Origin of the sequence: Ascidiaceihabitans donghaensis, assembly GCF_900302465.1 — a bacterium.
Classification (GTDB): domain Bacteria; phylum Pseudomonadota; class Alphaproteobacteria; order Rhodobacterales; family Rhodobacteraceae; genus Ascidiaceihabitans; species Ascidiaceihabitans donghaensis.
In genome coordinates this window covers 981,373-1,007,343 of sequence record NZ_OMOR01000001.1, presented here as the reverse complement: position 1 = coordinate 1,007,343, position 25,971 = coordinate 981,373, and the positions used below count along the sequence as shown (strand labels likewise).

The following is a 25,971-nucleotide window of genomic DNA, read 5'->3' as shown; positions in this document are numbered from 1 at the left end:
TTATTTATTTGGGGCTGTGGAGGAAAATTTCGGGATCGTGCTGCCAGAGGCCGCGTCGGCTTCGATATCGACCCAGTTGGACCCGGCCAAAGTGATGTTGCCCGGAATGTCTTCTTCCCAGAAGCCCACAACAACATCCGTAATGTTCAGGTACAGCTTGTCATCTACGATACGCCACAGATACGGGTTCGCCGGAACCTTACCGCCTTTGGCAACCCCATATGCGCAGTGCCCATCAAACTGAGGAGCGAATTGCGCCGGGTTCGCTGCGAATTTATCGCGGTTTTCTTCTGACGAGAACGCAAAGGTGGACCCGTTATATTCTGCCGTGATCCCGGCGTTGCCAGCCACAGGTGCTGCAGGAGGTGTTCCGACTGCGTTCGTTGGCAAATCAAAATAGGCAACAACATCATATCCAGAGACCGCAAAACCGGTTTCGTCAACATACTGATCGCCGGCAAAAGCGGCAGATGCGAAAGAAAGGGCCGTGGCCGCGGCGGCGAGGCCAAGAGTGAAACGGGTCATGGGGCAGTATCCTTTGTTGTGGGCACCGAGATGTGCGTTCGATGAAAACAAGAATAGGCACCGCGTTTCATTTTCGGCACCCCCCCTCGCGTCTATGTGATACCGCATTGATATTGCGTGATGTGAGCCTGACTTTTGTTTCAAAATTCCGTTGCGACCGGACACTCTGGCCCATCTGGCGTTTTATGCATCGGCTTTTCGTAACATCCGGTTGCGCGGTTATCTCTATTTGCGCCACACGTTCGGGCAAAAGTGCAACCTATGCTTAACGCAGCTTTGGGGGGGCGTCGGGATCAGAGCCGGGGGCCGCGCGGCTCACCTGCCCCATTTCCACAGGCTCGGGCAGGTCGAACCGCAATCCCACGCGCCCCAACCGGTCGGCCATCGCGTCACTTGCAGCCACGAACCCCACATCCATCGCCCCTGCTTCAATCCCCGAAAAAGTCAAAGCTTCGCCCGCGGCTTTCGCCAATGCGCCTTCTGCGCCAGGCACCGCATCCACAAAACTTAGCATATGGCCTGTGCCACCGCCCTCATAGGTGACACCGACAAGATAGGCACAGCGGGCCAGCCCCATGGCCGTTGCCAGTTTTGTGTCCAATGCCGTCAAAAGTGTTTCAGGCAATCCTGCAGGCGGGCGCACTTCGGAAATTTGTGCTTCGACTTCATCCGGGGCGTGTCCGAATGTGTCCGCCATCCAGCTTACGCCTTCGGGGGGCAAGACAAATGCCGAAGGCGCCACATCAAGGTTCAATCCAAGGCCAAGCGCTTCCCCCGCAAGCATGTCTGCGATCGCGCGTCCCGACAAGGCAGCGTAAGGCGATGCCGCGCCGGTAAAGGACGTCAGGCGTTCGATACGATCAAAGACCAATACCAGATCGCCGTCAGGAATTTCGAAAATCAGCGGTGTGATCTGGTCCCCTTCTTCTTCGTCTTCCAAAAGAAGGTACAGTTCAGCATCGCCCAACCGTTCGTAAAAGGCCAAGCGCGTGGCGCCGTTTTCGGGGTCGGCTTGCATCGCAGCATGTGCCGCGTCGATTGGTGTCGATTGTGTCATTTCAAAACCTCTGTCACGCGGGCACGCAAGGCGGGTAATACCTCTGCTTCGAACCACGGGTGTTTCTTGAGCCATGCAGTATTGCGCCAGCTTGGGTGAGGCAAGGGAAACACGTTTGGGGCGTGACTGCGCCAGTTCTTTACAGTTTCTGTAACACCGGACTTGACGCCTAAGTGATATTTTTGGGCGTAGCCGCCGATGACCAACATCAAAGGAACTTCCCCAAGATGGGTTACAACCTGTTGGTGCCAGGTTTTTCGGCAGATGGGTGGCGGTGGCAGATCAGACCCTTTTGCATCGTAGCCCGGAAAGCAAAACGCCATCGGTACAATTGACACCTTGTCCTGATCGTAAAAGGCGTCTTCATTCAACCCCAGCCAGTCCCGTAGGCGGTCCCCCGATGGATCTACGAAAGGGCGTTGCCCTTCATGCACACGCGCACCGGGTGCTTGCCCCGCAATCAAAAGCCTTGCCCCTCGCCGGAACCAGACGACGGGGCGGGGTTGATGGTTCGTGTGTGTGTCTGCAAAGCGTTCGGCACACAAAGTGCAAGATTTGATTTGGGCATGTAACGTCATTGGCCCAAAGATAGGCATGTAAAAAGGCACGTCCAGCGCAATCATTTCTAACTTTGTCGAAATATTTCTTGCAGCGTCAAATTATTTCTATATTTCTAGAATTATGAAAATAGAATCACCACACACCGATGATCTTGACCTTGCAATCGCCGCCAGCAGTTTTGCAGCCCTTGGATCAGAGCAACGCCTTGGCGTTTTGCGTGTCCTTGTACGTGCGGGCCCGGACGGGCTGAACATTGGCACGCTTGGCGAACGCTCGGGCGTGACAGGCAGCACTTTGACGCATCACGTGAAGATCCTGGCCCAAGCCGGTTTGGTCAAACAGGCCCGCCAAGGCAGGTCCATCATTTGTGCGGCTGTTGCCTATGACCAGATAAAATCGCTGTCCAACTTTCTTCTGACAGCTTGCTGCGCAGACAGCACAACCGCATGCAAGGACCACGATCATGGCTAACACCACACAACCCGCCCCCTTTTCGCTCAAGGGTCACATTCTAACCCCCTGGACTGTGGCCGCCGGCATTTTTGCCTTGGTCGCGCTGCTCGACTTGCCTGCGCTGTGGCCGACAGTCCTGTTTACAGCCAACGCGCTTTTGCACACAGCACCCTTCATTCTGTTTGCCGTTCTGGCGGTGGCATATATGAAAGCGTCAGGTGCAGAAAACCTGATCGCAAAAGCATTTGAAGGCAATCCGGTGCGCATGGTTGTCTTTGCGGCTTTGCTTGGGGGATTGTCCCCGTTTTGTTCATGTGAAGTCATCCCCTTTATCGCTGCTTTGCTTGCTGTTGGTGCGCCTTTAGGGGCAGTGATGGCATTTTGGCTGGCCTCGCCCCTGATGGATCCGGCCATGTTTTTGATCACGTCAAGCGAATTGGGTTGGGATTTTGCCATTGCCAAAACACTGGCAGCTGTGGGGCTTGGCATGATGGGCGGGTTTGGGACGTTGTTACTGGCACGGTCGCCTGTCTTTGTGGACCCATTGCGCGAACGCCCGGCTGTGGGCGGATGCTGCGGCGTACAAAAGCCGTTTTCGGGCAAGCCGGTATGGAAATTTTGGCCCGATGCTGACCGTGTGCGTACGTTCCGCGACACCGCCCTCGACAATGGCATCTTCCTGCTGAAATGGTTGATGCTGGCCTATGTCTTTGAAGCCCTTATGTTGCGTTATGTGCCCGCGGACATGATCGCGCAATTCCTGGGCGGACAAGGCGCGTGGCCTGTGATCAAAGGCGCCTTGATCGGCGCCCCTGCGTATCTGAATGGGTACATGGCCGTTGGGATGGTCGATGCCCTACTGGACCAAGGCATGACCCAAGGCGCCGCTATGGCATTTGTCGTGGCAGGGGGCGTGTCATGTATACCTGCGGCGATCGCGGTTTGGGCCTTGGTCAAACCAAGGGTCTTTGCCGCTTACCTGACCTTCGCCATTCTGGGCGCGATGGTTGCCGGGGGACTTTGGCAATGGGTGCAATAAGTCAACATTCGGCCGCGCCCTGCTAAGGATCACAACAAAGTGCCGTGTTTTTTGCAGCTTGGATTGCAGCAATCGCCCCCACACGCCGTGCAAGACATGTACATTTGTTTCTTGTTTGGACATAATAAAGCCAAATTCGGTGAATAGACCGTCAATACACCTCTGTTAAGGAGGGATCGGTAGCCCTACATCAAAGTGTTGAGGTGCCAGAGCAGCAATCGCAGGACGCAATCGATGCTTGAGTTTGAAAATGTCAGCAAGTCCTATTGGACGGGCACGCAGCGCAAGGTGATCCTTGACCGCGTGTCCTTCAAGGTTGAGCTTGGCAATTCAATGGGCATTCTGGCCCCGAACGGCACAGGCAAAACCACTCTGATCAATATGATGGCTGGACTGGAAAAACCCGATGAAGGCGAAATTCGCCGCGGCTGCAACATTTCATTCCCGTTGGGGTTTATGGGCGGTGTTGTGGGCAAGGTGTCGGCCATGGAAAATGCGCGCTACATCGCGCGGCTCTATGGGCTTGATCCCGATTACGTCGAAAGTTTTTGCCGGTGGTTGTGTAATTTGGGCGAATATTTCGACCAACCGCTTGGCACCTATTCCGCAGGCATGCGCGCACGTTTTTCATTTGCGCTGATGCTTGCGCTTGATTTCGATATGTATCTCATCGACGAAGGCATGCCTTCGACCACCGATGTGGAGTTTAACCGCAAATCAGGTGAAATCCTGCAAGAGCGGCTCCGCACCACAACGATTATCATTGTGTCGCATCAGGCGCAGACGCTGGAAAAATTCGCGCGGTCTGCGGCGGTCCTTTTGGACGGCCAGTTGCATATGTTTGACACCCTCGAAGAGGCGAAGCGGTTATATGACTACGAAACCAAAAGCTAGAAAGTTCCGTATCAAACGCAACACGCCCACTTCGGGCAGCGCTGGATCTACTGCGCCCGGAAATGCAGCCCCAAGCACGGGCGCGGCCCCGCAGCCCACAGCCGTTCCCAATCGGGCAGACGGCGGGTCAGCCGTTGACCAATTGCGCATGGCACGCCAACCGCAGGCCCCGCAAAACAGTGCCACAACACAACAACCCGCGCCCCGGCAACCCGCAGCCCAAAGCGGCGAAGTCGCCAGTGCGACCCAGGTGGCTGGCGACACAGACATGGACGCCATCCGCCGCGAAGGTCTAACAGGGCGACAGTTGCGCATGGCGCGACGTGTGGCCCAAAAACATAATCTTGCGCCGACGTCCGATTTTGATGCTGTGCGCTTGTTGCGCGAAAAAGGGATCGATCCATTCCAGCGTTCAAACATGCTGGAACTTGTCGTGCCCCAAGCCGGCGGCGAACAACGCGAAGGCGGAGCACCGGACGCGTTTTCGCAGCTGCCCGCCCAAGCGGCAGGTGCCGGTCGCGTGCAATTGCCCCAGACCATTCCGACAGGTCAACAGACCCTGCCATCCACAGAAATCAGTCCCGCAGAACGCCGCACGCGCGAAATATCCGAAATTCAACGCGATATTTCACGTCGCCGCCGCAGAAAAATGGGGCTTTTGCTGGTGCGGCTGGCATTTTTTGTACTGTTGCCAACCTTGTTCGCTGGCTACTATTTCTACAAAGTGGCCACGCCGATGTTCGCCACGGAAAGTGATTTTCTGATCATTCAGAACGAAGGTTCTGGTGGCGCGGGCCCATTGGGTGGCCTGTTACCAACCCAATTCGCCACAAGCGCGGATTCCATTGCGGTGCAAAGCTATCTGCAATCCAAAGATGCGATGCTGCGTCTGGATGCGGACGTTGGCTTTAAAGAGCACTTTACACAAGACTTCATCGATCCCATCCAGCGCTTGAACGAAGACCCAAGCAATGAAGAAGCTTACAAACTATATAAAAAGAACATCAAAATTGGCTATGATCCCACAGAAGGCATGGTCCGCATGGAAGTGGTCGCGGCCGACCCGGAAGTGTCCGCAGACTTCTCACGCAGCCTGATCAAATACGCCCAAGCACGCGTCAACAACCTAAGTCAGGAAAAACGCGACGACCAGATGGGCGCTGCCACAGATGCCTTTGACAAGGCACAGGAAGAACGCCGCCAAGCCGAAGAAAACCTGATCAAGCTTCAGGTCGAAAATGGCGTCGACCCCGAAGCCCAGATTGCCGCCATTCGCACGACGATCACACAATACGAGACATTGTTGATTGAAAAAGAACTGGAATTGGCCGCCCTTTTGGACAACACCCGCCCCAACAGGGCCAAGGTCGAAGGCGCACAAGGCGACATCCGTCGCATCGGCATTCAGTTGGAAAAGCTGAACGACAAGCTGAATTCCTCAATCGGCGGTGAAAATTCACTGGCACAACAAGCAATCGAATTGCAATTGGCGCAAGCTGATCTGGCCAATGCCAACACAAACTTGCAACTTGCCCAAGCCCAGCTGGAACAAGCACGTACCGAAGCCAACCGCCAAGTGCGCTATTTGACCATTGCGGTGGACCCTGTTGCTTCGGAAGAAGCATCGTATCCCCGCTCATTCGAAAACACGATCTTGGCTTTTCTGATCTTTGCAGGCATCTACCTGATGATTTCGCTGACAGCATCCATCCTTCGTGAACAGGTAACGTCCTAACATGACACATATCCAAGTCGCCGATTTGACCATTGGCAATGACCGCCCGCTGACCATCATCGCAGGCCCTTGCCAGCTGGAAAGCCTCGACCATGCGCAGATGATCGCTGGCAAAATGAAAGAAGCCTGTGACGCGGCAGGTGCGCAGTATGTTTTTAAGGCAAGCTACGACAAAGCCAACCGGACGTCGCTATCCGGTAAACGTGGCCTTGGCATCGACGAAGGCTTGAAAACGCTGCAAGAGGTGGGAAAATCCATCCAAGTGCCCGTTTTGACAGATGTTCATTCCGAAGCCCAATGTGCCCCGGCAGCGGACGCCGTTGATATTTTGCAAATCCCTGCGTTTTTGTGCCGCCAAACCGACATGCTGTTGGCCGCAGGCAATACAGGCGCAGTGATCAACGTCAAAAAAGGGCAATTCTTGGCCCCGTGGGAAATGCCAAATATCGTCACCAAGATCGAAAGCACCGGCAACCGCCGCATCCTTTTGACCGAACGCGGCACAACATTTGGCTACAATACTTTGGTCGCAGACATGCGGTCGCTGCCGCAGATGGCACAAACGGGCTATCCGGTGGTTATGGATGCCACCCATTCGGTGCAACAGCCCGGCGGTCAAGGCGGCAGTTCGGGCGGGCAACGTGAATTCGCACCCGTGATGGCACGTGCAGCCGTCGCTGTTGGTGTCGGTGCCGTGTTCATGGAGACACATCAGGACCCCGACAACGCCCCCTGTGATGGCCCGAACATGATCTATCTGGATCAAATGCCCGCGCTTGTAGATACTTTGATGCAATTGGATGCGATCGCCAAAGCACGCCCTCTGACCCTGTAACTCTCCCCTTAAGAAGTGAGTATAACCCGTGACAAAACCGGCCCCTTCCGTTTCCGTAAACACGTGGGAATTCCTGCGCGACGCCATGATTACACCCACAGGGTTTCGTGAATACGACGCACGTTGGCAGTATCCCGAGGCGATTAACTTGCCCGGCATCACAGCCTTGGGTGTGGGGCTTGGAACACAAATGCATGCACGCGGCATCGATCCGGTGATCGCCGTTGGCAACGACTACCGCGACTATTCATTGTCCATCAAAAACGCCCTGATGCTGGGATTGATGCAAGCCGGTATCGCCGTAAAAGATATCGGCCCCGCCTTGTCGCCCATGGCCTATTTCAGCCAGTTCCATCTGGATGTGCCTGCCGTTGCCATGGTCACGGCCAGTCACAACCCAAATGGGTGGACGGGCGTCAAGATGGGCTTTGAACGCCCCTTGACACATGGCCCGGACGAGATGAACGAATTGCGCGACATCGTTCTGGAGGGACGCGGGCAGCAACGGCCCGGCGGGTCCTATGAATTTATTGAGGGCGTACGCGAAGCGTATCTGGATGACCTTGTGGGCGACTTCAAAATGACCCGCAAGCTGAAGGTGGTTTGCGCCACAGGCAACGGCACCGCCTCTGCCTTTGCGCCGGAATTGTTTGAACGCCTGGGTGTCGAAGTGGTGCCAAGCCACAACGCACTCGACTACACTTTCCCCCACTATAATCCCAACCCCGAAGCCATGGAAATGCTGCACGACATGTCGGATAGCGTAAAAGCATCAGGCGCGGATTTTGCACTTGGTTTTGATGGCGATGGCGACCGTTGTGGCGTAGTGGACGACGAAGGTGAAGAAATTTTTGCAGACAAAGTTGGCGTCATAATGGCGCGTGATCTGGCGAAGATTTACCCCGGATCGACCTTTGTGGCGGATGTGAAATCCACAGGTCTGTTTGCCTCGGACCCCGAATTACAAAAACACAATATCAAAGCGGATTACTGGAAAACCGGCCACAGCCACATGAAACGACGCGTGAAGGAAATTGGCGCTTTGGCCGGATTCGAAAAATCCGGGCACTACTTTCTAGCAGGCGATATCGGGCGCGGTTACGATTGCGGTATGCGCGTGGCGGTTGAAATTTGTAAATTGATGGATCGAAACCCCGACATGTCTATGTCGGACCTGCGCAAAGCGTTGCCTCAGACATGGGCCACGCCCACGATGTCGCCTTATTGTGCAGATGAGGAAAAATACGACACGCTGGATCGCTTGGTTGCAAAACTGGTGGCCAAACATGACGCTGGGGACACAATCGGCGGTCGGACAATCAAAGAAGTCGTGACCGTGAACGGGGCCCGCGTGATCCTTGACAACGGCGCGTGGGGCTTGGTGCGCGCATCGTCCAACACGCCAAACTTGGTGGTGGTGTGCGAAAGCCCTGAATCCGAGGACGAGATGCGCGCAATCTTTGCAGACATCGATGCGGTGATCCGTACAGAATCCAACGTCGGCGACTACGATCAAACAATCTGAAAAACGGGGTAAGGTGCACCTTGGTGCACCCACCCTCTCAATCAAAGATCTTCAGTAGCTCTCTTTTTAGCTTGTCTTCGACCTTGTCCTTGGCGGCGTCCTCCAGTGATTGCCCATCTTGTGCAGACACACCTAATTCTTCTTTCAGCTTCTGCTCTACTTTTTCCCGTGCACGTTGTTCGATGCGCTCTTTTTCTTTGGAAAAGTTCAGGTCGATCACCGCCTTTAAATCAGGGCGAATTTTGGGGTCAACCCATGGTCCTGTGACTTTCACAGGGATGGCAAGACCTTGGCCGGAATTTGCCCGAAGCGCTGTCGGCGTAAACACGTAATCAACATCTTGCGCCCCAAGCCCGACACGACCTTTCCCACGCGCCTCATAGTTGGGCAATGAAAACAGCAAATCATCGTTTCGCAGGTTGCCGTCCTTCATGTCAAAGGTGGCGACCAGACTGTCAAAGACAGTTGTACCGCCACTGCCTTTGCCGTTGCCCATCAATGCGTTCAAATCCAGACCCTCGATTGTCCCTTTGCCCAGTTTCAGGGCCCCTTTGCCTGACATCGAATTCATGATGGACTGCACAGAATTACCAGACGCCAAAAAGCTGACCTCCGCATCGCCTGACCCGTTCAAACGCGTGATGCCAGCCGCATCCCCAAGCAAAGGTTTCATCGAGATGGAATTTGCAAAGATTTTGCCGCCCACAGACAGCCCGTTGCGATTGTTCATCACAAACTGCCCCGAGACAGTGCCGTCGTAGGCCTGAACTTCGCGCAACTCAAACACGATCCGGGAATTTTCATTTTTGATCAAGGCCCGCGTCGCACCCAATTTAAATGTGCCCAAATCGATAGATGTCGCCGTCAACCCGATTTCCCCGTTAAACGCGGCCAAACCGGAGGCATCAATGCGCGCTTTCGACCAGCCTGCATTCACCGCATCCGACGATCCGCCGCCTGCGCTGCCACCGCCCGTCGCCGACGTCAAATCCAACGCCCCGACTGACAATTGTGCATTCACCTGCGGCACACCATTAAGCGATACATCCGCGGCGCCGCTGATAGCATTGCCCCCAAGATCGACGCGCATCCCACGCAATGACAACCTGCGATCAGAGGTCAATGTCACATCTGCCCCCAAGTCCATGGACGCGCCCAACGCAGACGGCAAATCGAGTGCGTTCAGACCCACTGCCGTCACGAAATTGTCGGTATTGGGCAAATTCAACGCCAGTTTGCCAGCCACATCCCCAGCCGTGCTGGCCCGTCCATTCAGGGACAAGGTGCCGCCGCCCGCGGCGATGTTCGCGGACACTCCCTGCACCTGACCTGCAATAAAGCCTGCGAACCCGTCGATCCGCGCCTGCACATCCACATCTTGCCCCGCAGGCCGCAATGTCGCGGAAATATCAGCGTGTCCTAGACGCTCCGGCCAATCCAATTCCAAATCAACACCTGAATAAGACACCAAATCACTGCCTTCTGCGTCGTAGATCAAAGTGGCATCCGTGATCTCCAACCGTTTGATGCTGAACGCCTGCACTTCGCGGCTGGGCGCCGTTTCGGTTTCAATCACCGCTTCACCTGACGCGTCGGTAAACTGCCAGCTGGCACGCCCGTCCTTGCGGCTTTCCAAGCGAATGGTCGGCGATGTGGCTTCGATGTTCGTGATGCTGATCTCTCCGCGCAACAATGCCAATGCATCGATCCCGACAGCCGCATTTTTGGCAGTCAGCATAGCCCCTTGCCGCGACCATTCAGCGTTGCCGACTTCCAAACCACCAACGGATGCCCCCAAGACCGGCCACAGCGTCATAGACACATCGCCCGTGATTTTAACGTCGCGTCCCGTCTGCGTCCGTATTTGTTCTGCTGCAATCTGTGCAATCCGGTCAGCCGGCAGAAAGAACAACGAGACCACAATCACAACAATCGCAATCAGAATTCCGCCAAAAATCCGTTTGATCCATTTCATCCGCACCACCTCATACCTTCGAAACTTTGCCGTTTGGTTTTGATGCTATGTTGGGCGCTTGCATGCAACAATGCCAGACCTCTTTTCGCGCCCGTCCTATTTCGCTATAGCCACCCCATGAGCACAAACCCGCCAGACCTGCGCCCCGACCTCGCCCCCAAAGCCAAACTGCGTGATCCGGCCCGCCCCGGTCAGCCCAGCATTGGTATGGTCAGCCTTGGCTGCCCAAAGGCTTTGGTCGACAGCGAACGCATTTTGACCCGTTTGCGGGCCGAAGGCTATGGCGTGTCCCCTGACTATGCCGGGGCCGATGCTGTCATCGTCAACACATGCGGGTTTCTGGACAGCGCCAAGGCGGAAAGTCTGGACGCCATCGGCGAAGCCTTATCTGAAAACGGACGTGTCATTGTCACGGGTTGTCTGGGTGCAGAACCCGATTATATCACCGGCGCACACCCCAAGGTTCTGGCCGTTACCGGCCCGCACCAATACGAACAGGTTTTGGATGCGGTCCATGCTGCGGTGCCCCCAAGCCCCGATCCCTTTGTCGATCTGCTGCCTGCCTCTGGGGTGTCCCTGACCCCGCGCCATTTCAGTTATTTGAAAATTTCCGAAGGCTGCAATCACAAGTGCAAGTTTTGCATCATTCCAGATATGCGCGGCCGCCTGCAATCGCGCCCCGCCCATGCTGTGATGCGCGAGGCCGAAAAGCTGGTTGAAGCAGGCGTCAAAGAGCTTTTGGTAATTTCGCAAGACACATCCGCCTACGGCGTCGACATCAAACATGCCGAAGACCGCGGCCACCGCGCCCACATTACCGATCTGGCCCGTGATCTTGGAACTCTGGGCGCATGGGTGCGCTTGCATTACGTGTACCCCTACCCCCATGTGCGCAAGCTGATCCCTTTGATGGCTGACGGTTTGGTATTGCCCTATTTGGACATCCCATTTCAGCACGCCCACCCTGATGTTCTGAAACGCATGGCCCGGCCGGCAGCGGCCTCTAAAACTCTGGACGAAATCGCCGCATGGCGCGACATCTGCCCCGATATTACTTTACGCTCAACCTTCATTGTCGGGTACCCCGGCGAAACCGAAGCCGAATTCCAGACGCTGCTGGATTGGATGGACGAAGCCCAATTGGACCGCGTTGGATGCTTCCAATACGAAAACGTCGATGGCGCCCGCTCAAATGCTTTGCCAGACCATGTTCCTGCCGACATCAAACAAGAACGCTGGGATCGCTTCATGGGAAAAGCACAAGCCATCTCCGAGGCGAAGCTAGCAGCAAAGGTAGGATCTGTGATCGACGTGATCGTGGATGAAATCGACGAAGACGCCGCCACGTGTCGCACAAAGGCAGATGCCCCTGAAATCGACGGAAACCTGTTTATCGACGAAGGGTTCGAAGGTCTTTCCGTTGGCGACATCCTCCGCGTCGAAGTCGACGAAGCAGGCGAATACGATTTGTGGGGGAAACTCGTTTAGGGTCCTGACCCTAAAGGCACAGCGGTCTAAAGGTTCGCACTTTATTACGTTATGGCACCCTTGGTGTGATGATCCGATTGTCCGGCTGGCAACGGATTCTTAGCCTTGGTTAACAAAACCTTGCAATGTTCCCTTCTTGTTCTATATATGTTCTCATATGGAACACGGAGAGTACAGCATGACCTTTCAAGCGCCTTTGCCCGGCCTGTTTGCGCCGGTGAATGTTGAAACACCCGATCACAGCCCTGCGCAGAATATGGCGGCGACCCCTAAACAGATCGCCTATGCCCAATCCATTGCTGCCAAAGCAGGCTTGCCAGCGCCCGCAGCGCTGTTCCACAATCGTTCAGATCTTTCCGCCTGGATTGACAGATATAAACCAAAGCCTGTCACAGGACGCTTTTCCAATTACCCGTCTTCCAAACAGGTGGCCTTTGCAGAACGCATCGCGCGGCTCAAACGGGCGCAGGTTCCCCCCGAATGCTTCAAAGACAAATCATTGATGGCACGGTGGATCGACGGCAACAAACCAAAGTAACACCTGCGGCGCCGTGTCTCTGGGCAGACCAGTGCCAAGGGCCTATCTGTTCACCATGACAGATGAAACCAAAGTGCTTTATAATGCGAATTGCCCTGTGTGTTCGGCTGAAATCAACCACTATGCGAAGTACACGCAAACCAACGATATTCCCATTCGCTTTGATGACTTGAACAGCAGCGCACTTGCAGCTTGGGGTTTGGATGCCGACAAAGCGGCGCGCCGTTTGTACGTGCAACATGGCAGCAAACGCCTTTCGGGTATTCCTGCTTTTATCGTGCTGTGGCAGCAAATGCCGCGATACAACTGGCTGGCACGCTTGGTCAGCACTCCCGGCATTCACCGTTTGGCGGTGTGGGGCTATGATTTTGTTTTGGCACCGATAATTTACCGCTGGCATCTGCTGCGTCTGCGCCGCGCGTCTGGCAAGCAGGCGTCAACGAAATAGTGACCTTTGTGGAATAGCCTCCTTTCCCAGAAAGGTGGCGTAATGTCCTATCCATATTCTAATACGGAAACATTGGCAGACGGGCTTTTGCATGCCGCAGGTTTGATCGCGGTCTACGCTGGCGTGAAGTATTTAATGGCCCATGACGCATCACCTGCCGTCATTGTTTACGCTGTTCTTGCCGGTTTCGCCTTTGTTGCATCAGCCGTGTATCACATGACCCCTTGGGACCGGATGCGACCTGTTTTAAGGCGCATTGATCACGCCGCCATTTACCTAAAAATTGCTGGCACTTACACGCCACTTGCATTGATGCTGGGCAGCGGATTTAGCTATGCAGTTCTTGTGATCGTCTGGGTGATATCCGTCTTGGGGGCTTTGGCAAAGCTAACCATATGGGGGGCCGGCGGGCGCGGATCTTTGGCAGTGTATCTTGGGCTGGGATGGGTCAGCGTTTTGCTGGCCTGTCCAATTGCGCTGCAGTTCGGGACGTTTGTGTTTGGATGTATTGCCACGGGCGGCGTGTTGTACACGCTGGGGTGTCTGGTCTTTGCGCGCCCCAGTTTTAGATTTCAAAATCCGATCTGGCACGGGTTCGTCTTATCAGCGTCCGCATGTTGTTTCATGGCAGTCGCTGCAACCCAGTCACAACGCATCCAGATAAGCCCTTACACAAGTCTGGACATGCCGGAACCTGTCACCACCCAAATGCTTGCCCCCGTACCAGCGTGTGACAACAACCAGATGATTGTGCAGCCCCTCACGTTCCAACATGCGCAAAATAACCATCCCTGCGCCACTTTCACCATCGTCGCCTTTGATAGCTCCACCCTCTGAAAGCAGGGCAGCCCATGTGTTGTGGGTGGCTTTGGCATAAGATTTGTCGCGCTTTAGCGCTTTCAGCGCTGCATCAATTTGACTGCGATCCGCAGCTGGCACGCCCGACACGGCATATTTCGACCCTTTGTCTGTCAGGACATGCCCCAATTTTACGATCGTTTTTTCCACAGGTGTTTGCCTTTTGCAGCTTGGATGGCGCTGTCCTGGTAAGGATTACCGGACCTTCAAAACACAAAAAACACTGTTAAGTCTTAGACAGCAGCAGATTTTATTGCGCGACTTTAATTATTTAAATTTCATCTCGTTTTCAAAAGGAGTTTTTTATGAGCTTCGCAATTCAAACATCAACCATTTTAGAAGCCATCGGCGTAGGCGGCTTCCTATTGTATGTCTTGAACTATGGCATGCTGACCTTGCGCTACATCAACGGACACAGCATCACATATTTCGCTTTGAACCTTCTCGCAGCCAGTGCCGTTTTGATCGGGTTGACCGTCAGCTTCAATCTGGCTTCAGCTATGATTCAAGTGTTCTGGGTGATTATGTCCACCATCGGCATGGCACTCCATATGCGCCGTACGGGTCACGGCGAAAATGGGCCACTCTTCTAAAGGCAATCGCCCTTCACATTTATAGTTTTGCGGCAGTCCGACGCACAGTTTGAATGCGGGCTGCATTGGGCGGGTGTGTTCCAAGAAACTTGTCGCCCGGGTCAGGGATACGGTTAAAAAACTCGGCGCCGACCAATGGATTGTACCCGGACTTATGCGTGATGATGGTCCCCAACGCGTCGGCCTCAAGTTCAAAATCTTTGGAATAGCTGCGGGCACCAACTTGTGCTCCCAGTTCTGTTGCACTTTCAACAGCCGCAGAATTGGCCCCACCAAGCGTCGCAAGACCTGCAAAGATTACAGCTCCCGCGACCGCATTTTGACGCTGACGTCCAATATGCCCCGCAATGTGGTGGGCCGCCTCATGCCCCATGACAAAGGCAAGCTCATCCGCATTTCGGGCCTCAGCAATAAGACCAATAGTGAAGGCTATGACAGGGCGATTGTTTTTATCCAGCGTCTGATACGCGTTTGCCGGTTGGTTCGGACGATCGTCCACAATAATGCGAAAATCGCAATTTACGCCCGATGTGCGTGCGCGGCATTCACGTTCCGCGATAGGTTCCACGCGCTGCGTCACTTGTACAAAAGCACGGGCCGCCTGATCCGGTGTTCTCAGGGTTTTTGACGCCTGTGCAGGCGCACTGGATGTCGGCCCAGACGCATCAGTGGGGATTTCGTCACAGGCCGCGACCAATGCGATCAATCCAATCGCACAAAAAACCTTACCCAGCATTTTAACCCTTTCACTTGAACCGCACAGAAGCATACCACGCATCCCCCCAAGGGCCAGCCCCCTTCGCAAGGACGTGATCACCTTATGGCAAAGCCTTGCCTGCAGACTTGCATCATATTCCATCCGGCTGCACCATGGCAGTCATGTTTAGCATTGAACACGAATTCGATTCCACGATCATCACGCTGATGGATGAGGGGAAAAGCGCGTTGCGCGAAGATGTCATCGTCAACAGCTTCACTGAATGCGTGACGGTGCAGCAGTATGATCCTGTTGCAGATCGGGCCGTTTTGGTAACGCTGTCCCATGCCCAAGTGCGCGACCTGGCAGCCGCTTTGGACCTGCCTGAAGGCATTTATTCGCTGAACGATCCATCATAAGGTCGGAACCGGAATTGCCCGCCTCACAATTAGGTATGGATATATGACCTAATCATGCTAGAAATCCTCCAATCGGAGGAGACGGCAATGGCAATTGGCACAAAAATCAAAACCTATTTCGACGGAACATGGCATGATGGTGATCTGCCCATTATGCGGGCCGCGGACCACGGATCATGGCTTGGATCAACTGTATTTGACGGTGCGCGTTACTTTAATGGCGTGGCGCCTGATCTGGAAGCACATTGCGAACGCGTCAACCGGTCTGCCATAGCTTTGCAAATGGCCCCGACCCTATCCGCCGAAGATATGGTTGCCATCGTTTGGGACGGCTTGGCCAGTTACGACGCGACAGATGCCGTCTACATCCGCCCAATGTACTGGGCGGTTGGCGGTGATCCAACGGCCATCGTACCCGCCCCCGAAACAACTGCTTTTGCCATTTGTCTGGAACAAATTCCGATGGCCCCGACAGGTGCCTCAACAACACTGACACGCACCCGTTTCCGTCGCCCGGTGCTGGAAAGCAGCGTCGTAAACGCCAAAGCTGGCTGCCTGTACCCCAACAATGCACGCATGTTAACCGAAGCGCGGTCCAAAGGGTTCGGCAATGCACTGGCGCTTGATGCGATGGGCAACGTTGCCGAAACCGCAACGGCCAATATCTTTATGGTCAAGGATGGCGAAGTTTTCACCCCCATTCCAAACGGCACATTCCTGTCTGGCATCACCCGTGCACGCCACATGATCAACCTGTCTCAGGATGGCGTCAAAGTGCACGAAACCGTCCTGAACTATGAAGATTTTGATAGTGCCGACGAAGTCTTTATGAGCGGCAACATGTCGAAAGTTACACCCGTCACAGCCTTCGATGACGTGGCATATCAAGCCGGACCCGTGACACGACGCGTCCGCGAAATGTATTGGGATTGGGCCACCAGCAAAGCATGAAACCACTGCGCCGCCACGATGGGGCATTGGGTCCAATTCGGCGCAATTTATCCTGCCAGTTTCGCAACACCGTTGCCACCGCGACCGCAGTGCGTCACAGTCGCGTCAAGACAGGAGAACATCATGCGTAAATTTCTGGTCGTGCTGGATGACAGCCAAGAATGCTTGAACGCAATGCGCTTTGCCGCTTTGCGTGCCGCGCACACAGGCGGTGGTGTCGAGGTTCTGGCCGTGATCCCGCCGGAAGAGTTCAATCACTGGATTGGCGTTGGCGCAGTTATGCGCGAGGAAGCCCGTGACCGCATACACGCCCATTTTGAGGTTTTCGCCAAATGGATGCGCGACAAGCAGCATGTTGATCCTGAGCTGGTCATTCGCGAGGGCAAAGCTGTTGATGAAATCATTGCACAAATCGCCGAAGATCCGGAAGTCGGCGTTTTGGTGTTGGGCGCAGGCACCGACAAAAAAGGTCCTGGTCCCTTGGTGACCCAATTGTCCCGCAGCTCCGGATCGCTTCCGATCCCGATCACTATTGTTCCGGGTGATTTAAGCAAAGAAAAGCTTGAGGCGATCACCTGAGTTTTTGCGTCTTTATCGGGTTATCTATCGTTTGAAGGGGGACCTGCCTCTGGTGTGCGGCACCTCTTCCGGGATTTTTTTGCGAAAAAGACATACTATTTTCGTGCGATTTGGAGCGCCTTACGGTTTTAGAACAATTCTAAACCTTGACGAGAGCCCGTGCGGACCGCATATCTGTCCCAACCCTAGGAGAGTGTCATGTTCATCCAAACCGAATCGACCCCGAACCCCGCCACGTTGAAGTTTCTGCCCGGCCAGACCGTTCTGGAAATGGGCACTGCCGATTTTCCAACGGCAGATGCGGCTGACAAGTCCCCCTTGGCCACACGGATCTTTGCCGTCGAAGGTGTCACTGGCGTGTTCTTTGGCACCGACTTTGTGACGGTCACGAAAGCCGATGCTGTTGATTGGGACCATATCAAACCGGCATTGCTTGGCGCGATCATGGAACATTTCCAATCCGGACAATCCGTCATGGCTGGCGACCATCAGCCGGCGTCAGGTCATGCCGAACATGATGGCGAAGACGGCGTTGTTGTTGGCCAAATCAAAGAACTTCTAGACAGCCGCGTACGCCCGGCAGTTGCCCAGGATGGCGGCGACATTACGTTTCACGGGTTTGACCGCGGCGTCGTCTATTTGCATATGCAAGGCGCGTGCGCCGGTTGCCCTTCGTCTACATTGACACTGAAAATGGGCATCGAAAACCTGCTGCGCCATTACATTCCCGAAGTCACAGAAGTCCGCCCTGTCGCGGTCTGATTTGATCCTACGGCATGTTTTCAACATCCCAACATTCCGATGCACCGCCCCTGACCGGGCGGTGTTATTGTTCGCATACCCGTTTGTCGGCGTCCCGAAAGCCCGATGTGGTCAGCTATTGCCATTGCAATAGCTGTCGCAGGTTAAGTGGTGCCCCCGTGGCGGCATTCGCGGCTTTTGCCGAAACAACCCTTACAATCACCCCTGCACCAACACGCGCCAACACGGTCACTGAAGGCGTCACCAGATGGTTTTGTCCAAGCTGTGGCGCAGCCGTTGCCGCGGCCTATGACTATTTACCAGATCAGATATACGTGCCTGTTGGCCTGTGGGATCAAGTCGAAAGCCTTGAGCCGACCACGCACAGCCATGCAAACTATGCGCTGTCGTGGCTTCATCAGAAAGATGACATGCCACGTCACACCGGCTCTGCACGCACCACTTTGTTAGGCGACGATTGATGACCGGTCCTGTTATCCTTGGCTTTGACACATCCAGCGCACATTGCGCCGCAGCTTTAATCTGCGGCGATGAAATGCTTGAAATGGTGCAAGAACCGATGACCAAAGGGCAGGCAGAACGCTTGATCCCTTTCCTGCAGGACGTGTTGTCGCGCCACAGCCTGGGGTTTCCAGACCTTGCGGCGCTTGGCGTGGGCGTCGGGCCCGGCAACTTCACCGGCATCCGCATCGGCGTGTCTGCCGCGCGTGGTTTGGCACTGGGGCTAGGTCTTCCCGCTTACGGGGTGAACGGGTTTGAACAGCGTCAGATGCTTTTTCCGGACGGGACACTGGTAGCAGTCCCCGCCCCCCGCGATGCCGTTTACGTGCAGGCAGAAGATGGCCCTGCCCTTGCACTTCGCAAAGACATCGAGGCTGTAGGGAAATCCTTGCCTGATGATCCTTCACCTGACGCATTGGCTGGCGCCATCGCGCGGTTGGCAGCCTTGCGATATCCCAATCCTACTGCCGCACCCGCTCCGTTTTACGTGCGTGCCCCCGATGCAGCACCGCCCAAAGACGCACCACCGGTGATTTTGCCGTGACACCGCAGGCAATGGCCGACATTCACGCCGCAGCGTTTCCGACATCACGGTCATGGGGCGCAGAAGAGATCGCAAGCCTGATAGAAAGCCCCTTGGTTACGGTCCTGACCCACATGCACGGATTTGCGATTGTGCGTACGGTCGCCCAAGAAGCAGAGCTGTTGACGATTGCGGTTCTGCCTCGGGCCCAACGCATGGGCGTTGGGCACATTTTGATGCAAAATTGGCTTGGTAGCACGCAGGCCCATGAGGCCTTTTTAGAAGTCGCCGCAGACAATGCCCCTGCAATGTCGTTGTACATGCGCCACGGATTCGCCGAGGTTGCGCGTCGGAATGCCTATTATAAACGCAGCGATGGTACATCAGTGGACGCTATCGTCATGCGGGCCACGTTGCCCTTGCGGCATGGGACGCCGATTCCCTTGTAAAGCTTAAAAAGCGGTTGACCCCAACGCCCGCCTGCGGCCTAATTCCGGTCTGATCTGGACACGCTGCGTGTCCGAGAGGGGCGGATGGACAATGATCCACGGTCCAAAACATAAAACTGGGAGACGACCTTATGACCCTTATGCAGAAATTCCTTGGCGCAGCTGCCGGGATCGCCTTGTCGGCTGGAGCCGCTTTGGCTGAACCCGCGCTGATCTTTGATCTTGGCGGCAAATTCGACAAATCCTTCAACGAAGCTGCCTTCAACGGCGCACAACGCTGGGCTGAAGAAACAGGTGGGACATTCCGCGAAATCGAACTGCAATCCGAAGCACAGCGCGAACAGGCCTTGCGCCGCTTTGCCGAAGCCGGAGCGAACCCAATCGTCACTATGGGCTTTGGCATGGCCGATCCGCTGTCCACAGTGGCGCCCGACTATCCTGACACAAAGTTTGCAGTCGTCGACGTCAGCTGGATCAAAGGCGACAACATTCGCCAAGTCAGCTTTGCCGAGCACGAAGGGTCTTACCTTGTTGGCATGATGGCCGCGATGGCGTCCAAAAGCGGTACTGTCGGCTTCATCGGTGGCATGGACGTGCCATTGATCCGTCACTTTGGCTGCGGCTATGCCCAAGGCGTAAAAGCTGTGAACCCAGATGCGACAGTGATTGCCAACATGACAGGCACAACCCCTGCGGCTTGGAATGACCCCGTCAAAGGGTCCGAATTGACCAAGGCCCAGATCAGCCAGGGCGCGGATGTTGTATTTGCAGCAGCCGGCGGCACGGGTGTAGGCGTCTTGCAGACTGCAGCGGACGAAAACATTTTGTCCATTGGTGTCGACAGCAACCAAAACCACCTGCACCCGGGCAAAGTGCTGACTTCAATGATGAAACGCGTTGACGTTGCCGTCTACAACGCCATGAAAGCCGGTGAAGATCTGGAAACCGGGTCTGTGATCCAGTTGGGTCTGGCAGAAGATGGCGTTGGCGCCGCGTTTGACGAAAACAACGCAGCCCTTGTCAGCGACGAGATGAAAGCAGCCGTAGAAGAGGCCCGCAAGAAAATCATCGCAGGCGACATCACAGTGGCGTCCTACTATGAAAATGACAGCTGCCCTGCACTGACGTTCTAATTCCAAACCAAAATGGGCCGCGCCGGAATTCTGGCGCGGCCCTTATTTCAAGACATCATTAGGACTGCACCCCATGACAGCCCCCGCGATTGAGCTGAAAGGCATTTCAAAGGCCTTTGGTCCTGTTCAAGCCAACAAAGACATCTCAATTTCTGTGATGCCCGGCACGATACACGGCATCATCGGCGAAAATGGCGCGGGCAAATCCACGTTGATGTCTATCCTTTACGGGTTCTACAAAGCCGACAAGGGCGATATTTTCATCTCTGGCCGTAAGACGGACATTCCAGACAGCCAAGCGGCCATTGCCGCAGGCATTGGCATGGTGTTTCAGCACTTCAAGCTGGTCGAAAACTTCACCGTGCTGGAAAACATTATTCTGGGTGCAGAAGATGGTTGGTCGCTGTCCACATCACTGACCAAGGCCCGAAAATCCCTTGTTGATCTGGCCGCCGAATACGAATTGAACGTCGATCCCGACGCCTTGATCGAAGAGATCGGCGTGGGCATGCAACAACGTGTCGAGATTTTGAAAGCCCTGTATCGACAGGCCGAAATTCTAATTTTGGATGAACCCACCGGCGTGCTTACTCCGGCTGAAGCGGACCAGTTGTTCCGTATTCTGGGCCGGTTGCGCGAGGAAGGCAAAACAATCATCCTGATCACACATAAGCTGCGCGAGATCATGGAAATCACCGACACCGTCAGCGTGATGCGACGCGGTGAAATGACCGCCACAGTCAAAACCGCGCAAACCAACCCCGAGCAATTGGCAGAGCTGATGGTCGGACGTAAAGTATTGTTACGCGTCGATAAAGACCCAGCCACCCCCGGTGACGTGGTGTTGGATATACAAAACCTGCGCGTCGTGGACGAACAGGGCGTTGAGCGCTTGAAAGGCATCAACCTGCAAGTTCGCGCTGGCGAAGTTGTAGGCATTGCCGGTGTCGCAGGCAATGGGCAGTCGGAGCTTCTGGAAGTGCTTGGGGGCTACGCGGATGGCTCTGGCACAGTGTCTGTGAATGGTGCCCCCATCGATCTGACCGGCAAGCTTTCCGATGGCAAATCGCGCCGCAAACGTGGTATCGCCCATGTGCCCGAAGATCGCCAGCGCGAAGGCTTGATCATGGATTACATGGCTTGGGAAAATACTGCCTTCGGCTATCATGATGAACCCGCCTATGCATCCGGCATTTTGATGAACAACGCCGCCATCAAACAAGACACCATTGAAAAAATGGAGCGGTTTGATGTCCGCCCGCCCGACCCGAAGCTGGCGGCCAAGAACTTTTCAGGCGGCAACCAGCAAAAGATTGTGCTGGCCCGCGAAATCGAACGCAATCCTGACCTGCTGCTGATCGGCCAGCCAACACGCGGTGTTGATATCGGCGCGATCGAATTTATCCACCAGCAAATTGTGGCCCTGCGCGACCAAGGCAAGGCGATATTGCTGGTCAGTGTCGAGCTGGAAGAAATTCTTGCTTTGTCCGACCGTGTCGCGGTCATGTTCGACGGACACATTATGGGTGAACGTCTTCCCGATGAAACCGACGAAAAAGAGCTGGGCCTGCTAATGGCTGGCGTGGGGGCCTGAGATATGGATGTGATGCCAAAATGGGCCGAGGTCGTTCTTGTGCCTTTGATCTCGCTGCTGCTGGCCGCGATCATTTCTTGTCTGGTGATACTGGCCATAGGCGAAGATCCGGTGGCTGCTGTGAAACTTATGGTCAGCGGCGCCTTGGGCAGCACATACGGTTGGGGCTACACGCTGTATTACGCAACCAACTTCATGTTCACCGGCCTGGCTGTGGCCGTCGCCTTTCATGCACGCCTGTTCAACATCGGCGGTGAAGGTCAGGCTATGCTGGGTGGGCTGGGCGTCGCGTTGGCGTGCCTCTACATCCCTTGGCCGCATTGGTCTTTTGCGTTGCTTGGTGCAGCTGTTATGGCTGGTGCATTCGGCGCTGTTTGGGCCGCTGTCCCCGCCTATTTGCAAGCCAAACGCGGCAGTCACATTGTCATTACAACGATCATGTTCAACTTCATCGCAGCCGCTTTGCTCAATTACATGTTGGTCAACCAGTTGCGCCCGAAAGGCAGCATGGACCCTGCCAGCGCACGGTTTTCTGAAACCGTTCATTTGCCGTCCTTGCACGAAATTCTAGCGCCCATTGGGATCAACTTTTCCAAGGCGGCCCCGGCCAACATATCCCTAATCGTTGCAATTCTGGCCTGTCTCGCTTTGTGGGTGCTGATCTGGCGCACCAAGCTCGGCTATGAAATTCGCGCCTACGGCCATTCCGAAAGTGCCGCCAAATATGCAGGCATCAGCCCTGTCAAAATCACCATGATCGCGATGATCATTTCGGGTGCCTTGGCTGGCATGATGGCCATAAACAACGTCATGGGCGAAGCCGAGCGCCTTGTCCTGAATTCGACCGAAGGGGCCGGATTTATCGGAATTGCAGTGGCTTTGATGGGCCGGTCACACCCTGTTGGCGTGTTCATTGCAGCCATTTTGTTCGGGTTTCTTTACCAAGGCGGCGCAGAACTTGCGCTTTGGACATCTATCCCGCGCGAATTGATCGTGGTGATCCAAGCCCTTGTGATTTTGTTCACCGGTGCGTTGGATAACATGGTGCGAATGCCCTTGGAACGTATCTTCCTTGCCCTGCGACGGAGGGACGTGTGATGGATTTTCTAACCCTTCTTCAAGTGTTTGATTCTTCGGTTCGCCTTGCTGTTCCTTTGCTGTTGGCCTGTCTTGCAGGCTTGTTTTCGGAACGCGCAGGCATCTTCGACATCGGTCTGGAAGGCAAAATGCTTGCTGCTGCTTTCATGTCTGCCGCCATCGCCGCAATTACAGGAAACGTGTGGATCGGGTTGTTGGCAGGCATTGGTGCGTCCATGGTTCTGAGCGTTGTGCACGGCCTTGCGTCGATCACGTTCCGCGGCAATCAACTGATTTCAGGTGTTGCGATAAATTTTTTGGCCGCTGGTTTGACCGTTTTGATCGCCCAAGCCTGGTTCAAACAAGGCGGGCGCACGCCGTCTTTGATTGGGGGGGGGCGGTTTGAACCCATCACCCTGCCTTTTGCGGAAACACTAAGCGGTGTGCCGGTGTTTGGCCCGATCTACGCCGAACTTATTTCCGGCCATTCGATTTTGGTCTACGTCGCCTTCGCAGCCGTGCCTTTCACATGGTGGTTGCTGTTTCGCACACGTTTCGGCCTGCGTTTGCGGGCCGTGGGTGAAAACCCTGCGGCGGTGGATACGGCCGGTGTTTCCGTGGTGGGCCTACGGTATGCGGCCGTTGCGATTTGCGGTATTTTATGTGGTATTGCAGGGGCTTACCTGTCCACCGCATTGCAAGCCGGTTTCGTGAAAGACATGTCGGCAGGCCGCGGGTTTATTGCCCTTGCCGCGTTGATCTTTGCGAAATGGCGCCCTTGGTATGCGCTTTATGCAACTTTGCTGTTTGGACTGTTCCAAGCGTTGGAACTACGACCTGATCTGATCGAAACCGTGATCGGGATCAAGGTGCAAGGTCAGCTTTTAGGCGCCCTGCCCTACATCATGACGGTGGTGATTTTGGCCGGGTTTGTAGGCAAGGCCATTCCGCCACGCGCGGGCGGTGAGCCTTATGTCAAAGAGCGGTAACAGCCGATTTCGATAAGTCCAGTTTGGAGGTTTCCATCCATCCTGTTTGTTGCAACGCAGCACGCCTATTGATTTGTTAAGGGGGACAGGTTTAGGAGGGTTCATGCAAATCTACCTTCCCATCGCCGAAGTCTCGGTCAATGCCTTCCTCCTTTTGGGGCTTGGGGGCATCGTTGGTATCCTGTCTGGCATGTTCGGTGTCGGGGGCGGGTTCCTTATGACGCCTTTGTTGTTCTTTATTGGCATCCCCCCTGCAGTCGCTGTTGCAACGGAAGCAAACCAGATTGTGGCATCGTCGTTTTCCGGGGTTCTGGCACACTTCAGACGAAAGACAGTCGATCTAAGGATGGGCACTGTCTTGTTGATTGGTGGTCTTATAGGGGCCGCGTTGGGTGTCGTTGTGTTCAACTACCTCAAAGCGCAGGGCCAAGTCGATTTGCTGGTCAAACTATGCTATGTTGTTTTCCTTGGTGTCATTGGCGGGTTGATGTTCATCGAAAGCTTGAACGCCATCCGTAAGACATCCAAAGGTGTTGTTCCAAAACGCAAAAAGCACAATTGGATTCACGGCTTACCCTTCAAAATGCGGTTCCGTGTGTCCGGTTTGTATATCTCCGTCATCCCGCCCCTGATTGTGGGGGTCGCCGTCGGTGTTCTGGCAGCCATCATGGGCGTAGGCGGCGGTTTTATCATGGTACCGGCCATGATTTATCTACTGGGCATGCCCACAAAAGTTGTTGTTGGTACATCGCTGTTCCAGATCATTTTTGTGACCGCATTCACCACCATGCTGCACGCCACCACCAACTACACAGTTGATGTGGTTCTGGCCGTTCTTTTGCTGGTTGGCGGTGTCGTTGGCGCCCAGATAGGGACACGCATTGGCGTCAAAATGAAAGCTGAACAGTTGCGTATTTTGCTGGCCCTTATGGTGCTGGCAGTATGTGGCAAGCTGGCATTGGATTTATTGTTGCAACCATCCGAGCTCTATTCACTTGGCGCGGCGGGGGGGCACTAAGATGCTTAGATTGCTTCTTGCATTTGTCTTTTTGGCTATGCCTGTCATGGCCGAAGAAGTCGTTCTTGGTAAAAGCCGCGATGAAATCGACATCACAGCCACCTTTAACGGTGCTGAAATTTTGCTGTTTGGCGCGATCAAACGCGAAGTTGGGCCGTTGATTGAAGGCGACCTAGGCGTCATCGTCACAGTTGCCGGCCCCGACCAGCCGGTCACCGTGCGCCGCAAAGACAAAAAACTTGGGATTTGGGTGAATGCGGCATCCGTCGACATTGATATTGCCCCGACTTTTTACGCCGTTGCCACGAATGCACCCTTGGCCGATATTCTGGCGGAAAGCGAAGACATAAACACGCGGATCACCATCAATCGGGCCATCCGGTCGGTTGGACCGGCAGAAGGTGGCAGCACCGCGTTCATCCAATCTTTGATCCGCATCCGCGAAGCCAACAACCTGTACCAAACGCTTGAAGGCTCTGTGAACTTGACGCAGGACACCCTGTTTCAAACCCGGATCACCCTGCCTGCGAACTTGACCGAAGGCGATTACAAAACCGAGATTTACCTGACACGCAACGGTCAGATTGTGGATTTGTACACAACAAGCATTCCAGTCAAAAAGGTTGGTTTGGAACGCTGGTTGTACAATCTGGCACATGAAAACGCGTTTTTGTACGGCCTGATGTCACTTGCGATTGCGATCGCCGCCGGTTGGGGCGCCTCTGCGGTCTTTAGTTTGATCCGTCAGTAGGTTC

29 protein-coding genes and 1 pseudogene are annotated in these 25,971 nt (G+C 54.9%); 24 read left to right on the top strand and 6 right to left on the bottom strand.

Going from position 1 to position 25,971, the window contains the following annotated elements; all coding sequences use genetic code 11:
- The 3 genes from ASD8599_RS05030 to ASD8599_RS05020 all read right to left on the bottom strand — a co-directional run bounded on the left by ASD8599_RS05030 (nucleotide 1) and on the right by ASD8599_RS05020 (nucleotide 2,160).
- On the bottom strand, nucleotides 1-525 hold the full coding sequence (locus ASD8599_RS05030) for a YHS domain-containing (seleno)protein (protein WP_108827521.1): 525 nt from the start codon (nucleotides 523-525) through the stop codon (nucleotides 1-3).
- Between the two features lie 265 nt (nucleotides 526-790).
- A complete protein-coding gene (locus ASD8599_RS05025; RefSeq protein ID WP_108827520.1) occupies nucleotides 791-1,582 on the bottom strand; it encodes an SseB family protein in 792 nt (263 codons plus the stop codon).
- Nucleotides 1,579-2,160, bottom strand: coding sequence for a uracil-DNA glycosylase family protein (locus tag ASD8599_RS05020; RefSeq protein WP_108830014.1), 582 nt, complete (start codon nucleotides 2,158-2,160; stop codon nucleotides 1,579-1,581). Before ASD8599_RS05020 ends, ASD8599_RS05025 begins: the two co-directional genes overlap by 4 nt.
- A 103-nt stretch (nucleotides 2,161-2,263) precedes the next feature.
- Between ASD8599_RS05020 and ASD8599_RS05015 the strand changes: the two genes are divergently transcribed.
- The 6 genes from ASD8599_RS05015 (at nucleotide 2,264) to ASD8599_RS04990 (ending at nucleotide 8,624) form a co-directional block, all read left to right on the top strand.
- Complete coding sequence (locus tag ASD8599_RS05015) at nucleotides 2,264-2,614, top strand: ArsR/SmtB family transcription factor (RefSeq protein ID WP_108827519.1); 351 nt, start codon at nucleotides 2,264-2,266, stop codon at nucleotides 2,612-2,614.
- Nucleotides 2,607-3,635 carry a permease gene (locus tag ASD8599_RS05010; protein WP_108827518.1) on the top strand — a complete coding sequence of 343 codons (1,029 nt, stop codon included), beginning with the start codon at nucleotides 2,607-2,609 and terminating at the stop codon, nucleotides 3,633-3,635. The genes ASD8599_RS05015 and ASD8599_RS05010 overlap by 8 nt, the downstream gene beginning before the upstream one ends.
- 234 nt (nucleotides 3,636-3,869) lie before the next feature.
- Nucleotides 3,870-4,529, top strand: coding sequence for an ABC transporter ATP-binding protein (locus tag ASD8599_RS05005; protein WP_108827517.1), 660 nt, complete (start codon nucleotides 3,870-3,872; stop codon nucleotides 4,527-4,529).
- Nucleotides 4,507-6,264 (top strand): KpsE/RkpR family capsule polysaccharide export protein, encoded by a 1,758-nt coding sequence (locus ASD8599_RS05000; protein ID WP_108827516.1) that lies wholly within the window; start codon nucleotides 4,507-4,509, stop codon nucleotides 6,262-6,264. Before ASD8599_RS05005 ends, ASD8599_RS05000 begins: the two co-directional genes overlap by 23 nt.
- A 1-nt stretch (nucleotide 6,265) precedes the next feature.
- The gene (gene kdsA / locus ASD8599_RS04995; RefSeq protein ID WP_108827515.1) at nucleotides 6,266-7,099 is read left to right on the top strand and encodes a 3-deoxy-8-phosphooctulonate synthase; all 834 of its coding nucleotides are present in this window, start codon (nucleotides 6,266-6,268) and stop codon (nucleotides 7,097-7,099) included.
- An 85-nt stretch (nucleotides 7,100-7,184) separates the two neighbouring features.
- On the top strand, nucleotides 7,185-8,624 hold the full coding sequence (locus ASD8599_RS04990; RefSeq protein WP_422664759.1) for a phosphomannomutase/phosphoglucomutase: 1,440 nt from the start codon (nucleotides 7,185-7,187) through the stop codon (nucleotides 8,622-8,624).
- Nucleotides 8,625-8,661: 37 nt separating this feature from the next.
- Here ASD8599_RS04990 and ASD8599_RS04985 read toward each other — a convergent pair whose 3' ends face one another.
- Nucleotides 8,662-10,599 (bottom strand): AsmA family protein, encoded by a 1,938-nt coding sequence (locus ASD8599_RS04985; RefSeq protein WP_108827513.1) that lies wholly within the window; start codon nucleotides 10,597-10,599, stop codon nucleotides 8,662-8,664.
- A gap of 117 nt (nucleotides 10,600-10,716) precedes the next feature.
- Between ASD8599_RS04985 and rimO the strand changes: the two genes are divergently transcribed.
- From rimO to trhA, 4 genes and pseudogenes are all read left to right on the top strand, one after another.
- Entirely contained in the window at nucleotides 10,717-12,087 is a 1,371-nt protein-coding gene (gene rimO, locus ASD8599_RS04980; RefSeq protein ID WP_108827512.1) for a 30S ribosomal protein S12 methylthiotransferase RimO, read from the top strand.
- A 178-nt stretch (nucleotides 12,088-12,265) separates the two neighbouring features.
- Complete coding sequence (locus ASD8599_RS04975; protein WP_245925928.1) at nucleotides 12,266-12,625, top strand: hypothetical protein; 360 nt, start codon at nucleotides 12,266-12,268, stop codon at nucleotides 12,623-12,625.
- A gap of 55 nt (nucleotides 12,626-12,680) precedes the next feature.
- Nucleotides 12,681-13,073, top strand: a complete 393-nt coding sequence (locus tag ASD8599_RS04970) for a thiol-disulfide oxidoreductase DCC family protein (RefSeq protein WP_108827511.1) — start codon at nucleotides 12,681-12,683, stop codon at nucleotides 13,071-13,073.
- A 42-nt stretch (nucleotides 13,074-13,115) separates the two neighbouring features.
- A pseudogene (gene trhA, locus ASD8599_RS04965) lies at nucleotides 13,116-13,697 on the top strand (PAQR family membrane homeostasis protein TrhA); the annotation flags it as partial.
- A 21-nt stretch (nucleotides 13,698-13,718) separates the two neighbouring features.
- Here trhA and ASD8599_RS04960 read toward each other — a convergent pair.
- Nucleotides 13,719-14,069, bottom strand: a complete 351-nt coding sequence (locus tag ASD8599_RS04960) for a YigZ family protein (RefSeq protein ID WP_108830012.1) — start codon at nucleotides 14,067-14,069, stop codon at nucleotides 13,719-13,721.
- 167 nt (nucleotides 14,070-14,236) lie between these two features.
- Between ASD8599_RS04960 and ASD8599_RS04955 the strand changes: the two genes are divergently transcribed.
- Nucleotides 14,237-14,524: a CBU_0592 family membrane protein gene (locus tag ASD8599_RS04955; RefSeq protein ID WP_108827510.1), complete on the top strand. Its 288-nt coding sequence runs from the start codon at nucleotides 14,237-14,239 to the stop codon at nucleotides 14,522-14,524.
- Between the two features lie 19 nt (nucleotides 14,525-14,543).
- Here ASD8599_RS04955 and ASD8599_RS04950 read toward each other — a convergent pair whose 3' ends face one another.
- The gene (locus tag ASD8599_RS04950; protein ID WP_108827509.1) at nucleotides 14,544-15,260 is read right to left on the bottom strand and encodes a M48 family metallopeptidase; all 717 of its coding nucleotides are present in this window, start codon (nucleotides 15,258-15,260) and stop codon (nucleotides 14,544-14,546) included.
- A gap of 143 nt (nucleotides 15,261-15,403) precedes the next feature.
- On the opposite strand from ASD8599_RS04950, the gene ASD8599_RS04945 reads away from it, so the two are divergent.
- The 13 genes from ASD8599_RS04945 (at nucleotide 15,404) to ASD8599_RS04885 (ending at nucleotide 25,967) form a co-directional block, all read left to right on the top strand.
- Nucleotides 15,404-15,640, top strand: coding sequence for a hypothetical protein (locus tag ASD8599_RS04945; protein ID WP_108830011.1), 237 nt, complete (start codon nucleotides 15,404-15,406; stop codon nucleotides 15,638-15,640).
- 87 nt (nucleotides 15,641-15,727) lie between these two features.
- Nucleotides 15,728-16,591, top strand: a complete 864-nt coding sequence (locus ASD8599_RS04940; RefSeq protein WP_108827508.1) for a branched-chain amino acid aminotransferase — start codon at nucleotides 15,728-15,730, stop codon at nucleotides 16,589-16,591.
- A gap of 123 nt (nucleotides 16,592-16,714) precedes the next feature.
- On the top strand, nucleotides 16,715-17,170 hold the full coding sequence (locus ASD8599_RS04935) for a universal stress protein (protein WP_108827507.1): 456 nt from the start codon (nucleotides 16,715-16,717) through the stop codon (nucleotides 17,168-17,170).
- Nucleotides 17,171-17,368: 198 nt separating this feature from the next.
- Entirely contained in the window at nucleotides 17,369-17,932 is a 564-nt protein-coding gene (locus tag ASD8599_RS04930; RefSeq protein ID WP_108827506.1) for a NifU family protein, read from the top strand.
- A 14-nt stretch (nucleotides 17,933-17,946) separates the two neighbouring features.
- Complete coding sequence (locus tag ASD8599_RS04925; RefSeq protein ID WP_479688719.1) at nucleotides 17,947-18,393, top strand: GFA family protein; 447 nt, start codon at nucleotides 17,947-17,949, stop codon at nucleotides 18,391-18,393.
- Nucleotides 18,393-18,977, top strand: a complete 585-nt coding sequence (tsaB, locus tag ASD8599_RS04920) for a tRNA (adenosine(37)-N6)-threonylcarbamoyltransferase complex dimerization subunit type 1 TsaB (RefSeq protein ID WP_306418863.1) — start codon at nucleotides 18,393-18,395, stop codon at nucleotides 18,975-18,977. Before ASD8599_RS04925 ends, tsaB begins: the two co-directional genes overlap by 1 nt.
- Nucleotides 18,974-19,405, top strand: a complete 432-nt coding sequence (locus ASD8599_RS04915; protein WP_245925926.1) for a GNAT family N-acetyltransferase — start codon at nucleotides 18,974-18,976, stop codon at nucleotides 19,403-19,405. Before tsaB ends, ASD8599_RS04915 begins: the two co-directional genes overlap by 4 nt.
- Before the next feature lie 131 nt (nucleotides 19,406-19,536).
- The gene (locus ASD8599_RS04910) at nucleotides 19,537-20,538 is read left to right on the top strand and encodes a BMP family lipoprotein (RefSeq protein WP_108827504.1); all 1,002 of its coding nucleotides are present in this window, start codon (nucleotides 19,537-19,539) and stop codon (nucleotides 20,536-20,538) included.
- A 73-nt stretch (nucleotides 20,539-20,611) separates the two neighbouring features.
- Complete coding sequence (locus tag ASD8599_RS04905; RefSeq protein WP_108827503.1) at nucleotides 20,612-22,132, top strand: ABC transporter ATP-binding protein; 1,521 nt, start codon at nucleotides 20,612-20,614, stop codon at nucleotides 22,130-22,132.
- A 3-nt stretch (nucleotides 22,133-22,135) separates the two neighbouring features.
- Nucleotides 22,136-23,230, top strand: coding sequence for an ABC transporter permease (locus ASD8599_RS04900; protein WP_108827502.1), 1,095 nt, complete (start codon nucleotides 22,136-22,138; stop codon nucleotides 23,228-23,230).
- Nucleotides 23,230-24,198 carry an ABC transporter permease gene (locus ASD8599_RS04895; protein WP_108827501.1) on the top strand — a complete coding sequence of 323 codons (969 nt, stop codon included), beginning with the start codon at nucleotides 23,230-23,232 and terminating at the stop codon, nucleotides 24,196-24,198. Before ASD8599_RS04900 ends, ASD8599_RS04895 begins: the two co-directional genes overlap by 1 nt.
- Nucleotides 24,199-24,301: 103 nt before the next feature.
- On the top strand, nucleotides 24,302-25,216 hold the full coding sequence (locus ASD8599_RS04890) for a sulfite exporter TauE/SafE family protein (RefSeq protein ID WP_108827500.1): 915 nt from the start codon (nucleotides 24,302-24,304) through the stop codon (nucleotides 25,214-25,216).
- Between the two features lies 1 nt (nucleotide 25,217).
- Nucleotides 25,218-25,967 carry a TIGR02186 family protein gene (locus ASD8599_RS04885; RefSeq protein WP_108827499.1) on the top strand — a complete coding sequence of 250 codons (750 nt, stop codon included), beginning with the start codon at nucleotides 25,218-25,220 and terminating at the stop codon, nucleotides 25,965-25,967.
- Nucleotides 25,968-25,971: the final 4 nt, after the last annotated feature.

Excerpts from the sequence above, each read along its gene's own strand:
- ASD8599_RS05030 (WP_108827521.1), bottom strand. The coding sequence starts at position 525 with ATGACCCGTTTCACTCTTGGCCTCGCCGCCGCGGCCACGGCCCTTTCT.
- ASD8599_RS05025 (WP_108827520.1), bottom strand. The coding sequence starts at position 1,582 with ATGACACAATCGACACCAATCGACGCGGCACATGCTGCGATGCAAGCC.
- ASD8599_RS05020 (WP_108830014.1), bottom strand. The coding sequence starts at position 2,160 with ATGACGTTACATGCCCAAATCAAATCTTGCACTTTGTGTGCCGAACGC.
- ASD8599_RS05015 (WP_108827519.1), top strand. The coding sequence starts at position 2,264 with ATGAAAATAGAATCACCACACACCGATGATCTTGACCTTGCAATCGCC.
- ASD8599_RS05010 (WP_108827518.1), top strand. The coding sequence starts at position 2,607 with ATGGCTAACACCACACAACCCGCCCCCTTTTCGCTCAAGGGTCACATT.
- ASD8599_RS05005 (WP_108827517.1), top strand. The coding sequence starts at position 3,870 with ATGCTTGAGTTTGAAAATGTCAGCAAGTCCTATTGGACGGGCACGCAG.
- ASD8599_RS05000 (WP_108827516.1), top strand. The coding sequence starts at position 4,507 with ATGACTACGAAACCAAAAGCTAGAAAGTTCCGTATCAAACGCAACACG.
- kdsA (WP_108827515.1), top strand. The coding sequence starts at position 6,266 with ATGACACATATCCAAGTCGCCGATTTGACCATTGGCAATGACCGCCCG.
- ASD8599_RS04990 (WP_422664759.1), top strand. The coding sequence starts at position 7,185 with ATGATTACACCCACAGGGTTTCGTGAATACGACGCACGTTGGCAGTAT.
- ASD8599_RS04985 (WP_108827513.1), bottom strand. The coding sequence starts at position 10,599 with ATGAAATGGATCAAACGGATTTTTGGCGGAATTCTGATTGCGATTGTT.
- rimO (WP_108827512.1), top strand. The coding sequence starts at position 10,717 with ATGAGCACAAACCCGCCAGACCTGCGCCCCGACCTCGCCCCCAAAGCC.
- ASD8599_RS04975 (WP_245925928.1), top strand. The coding sequence starts at position 12,266 with ATGACCTTTCAAGCGCCTTTGCCCGGCCTGTTTGCGCCGGTGAATGTT.
- ASD8599_RS04970 (WP_108827511.1), top strand. The coding sequence starts at position 12,681 with ATGACAGATGAAACCAAAGTGCTTTATAATGCGAATTGCCCTGTGTGT.
- ASD8599_RS04955 (WP_108827510.1), top strand. The coding sequence starts at position 14,237 with ATGAGCTTCGCAATTCAAACATCAACCATTTTAGAAGCCATCGGCGTA.
- ASD8599_RS04950 (WP_108827509.1), bottom strand. The coding sequence starts at position 15,260 with ATGCTGGGTAAGGTTTTTTGTGCGATTGGATTGATCGCATTGGTCGCG.
- ASD8599_RS04945 (WP_108830011.1), top strand. The coding sequence starts at position 15,404 with ATGTTTAGCATTGAACACGAATTCGATTCCACGATCATCACGCTGATG.
- ASD8599_RS04940 (WP_108827508.1), top strand. The coding sequence starts at position 15,728 with ATGGCAATTGGCACAAAAATCAAAACCTATTTCGACGGAACATGGCAT.
- ASD8599_RS04935 (WP_108827507.1), top strand. The coding sequence starts at position 16,715 with ATGCGTAAATTTCTGGTCGTGCTGGATGACAGCCAAGAATGCTTGAAC.
- ASD8599_RS04930 (WP_108827506.1), top strand. The coding sequence starts at position 17,369 with ATGTTCATCCAAACCGAATCGACCCCGAACCCCGCCACGTTGAAGTTT.
- ASD8599_RS04925 (WP_479688719.1), top strand. The coding sequence starts at position 17,947 with ATGTTTTCAACATCCCAACATTCCGATGCACCGCCCCTGACCGGGCGG.
- tsaB (WP_306418863.1), top strand. The coding sequence starts at position 18,393 with ATGACCGGTCCTGTTATCCTTGGCTTTGACACATCCAGCGCACATTGC.
- ASD8599_RS04910 (WP_108827504.1), top strand. The coding sequence starts at position 19,537 with ATGACCCTTATGCAGAAATTCCTTGGCGCAGCTGCCGGGATCGCCTTG.
- ASD8599_RS04905 (WP_108827503.1), top strand. The coding sequence starts at position 20,612 with ATGACAGCCCCCGCGATTGAGCTGAAAGGCATTTCAAAGGCCTTTGGT.
- ASD8599_RS04900 (WP_108827502.1), top strand. The coding sequence starts at position 22,136 with ATGGATGTGATGCCAAAATGGGCCGAGGTCGTTCTTGTGCCTTTGATC.
- ASD8599_RS04895 (WP_108827501.1), top strand. The coding sequence starts at position 23,230 with ATGGATTTTCTAACCCTTCTTCAAGTGTTTGATTCTTCGGTTCGCCTT.
- ASD8599_RS04890 (WP_108827500.1), top strand. The coding sequence starts at position 24,302 with ATGCAAATCTACCTTCCCATCGCCGAAGTCTCGGTCAATGCCTTCCTC.
- ASD8599_RS04885 (WP_108827499.1), top strand. The coding sequence starts at position 25,218 with ATGCTTAGATTGCTTCTTGCATTTGTCTTTTTGGCTATGCCTGTCATG.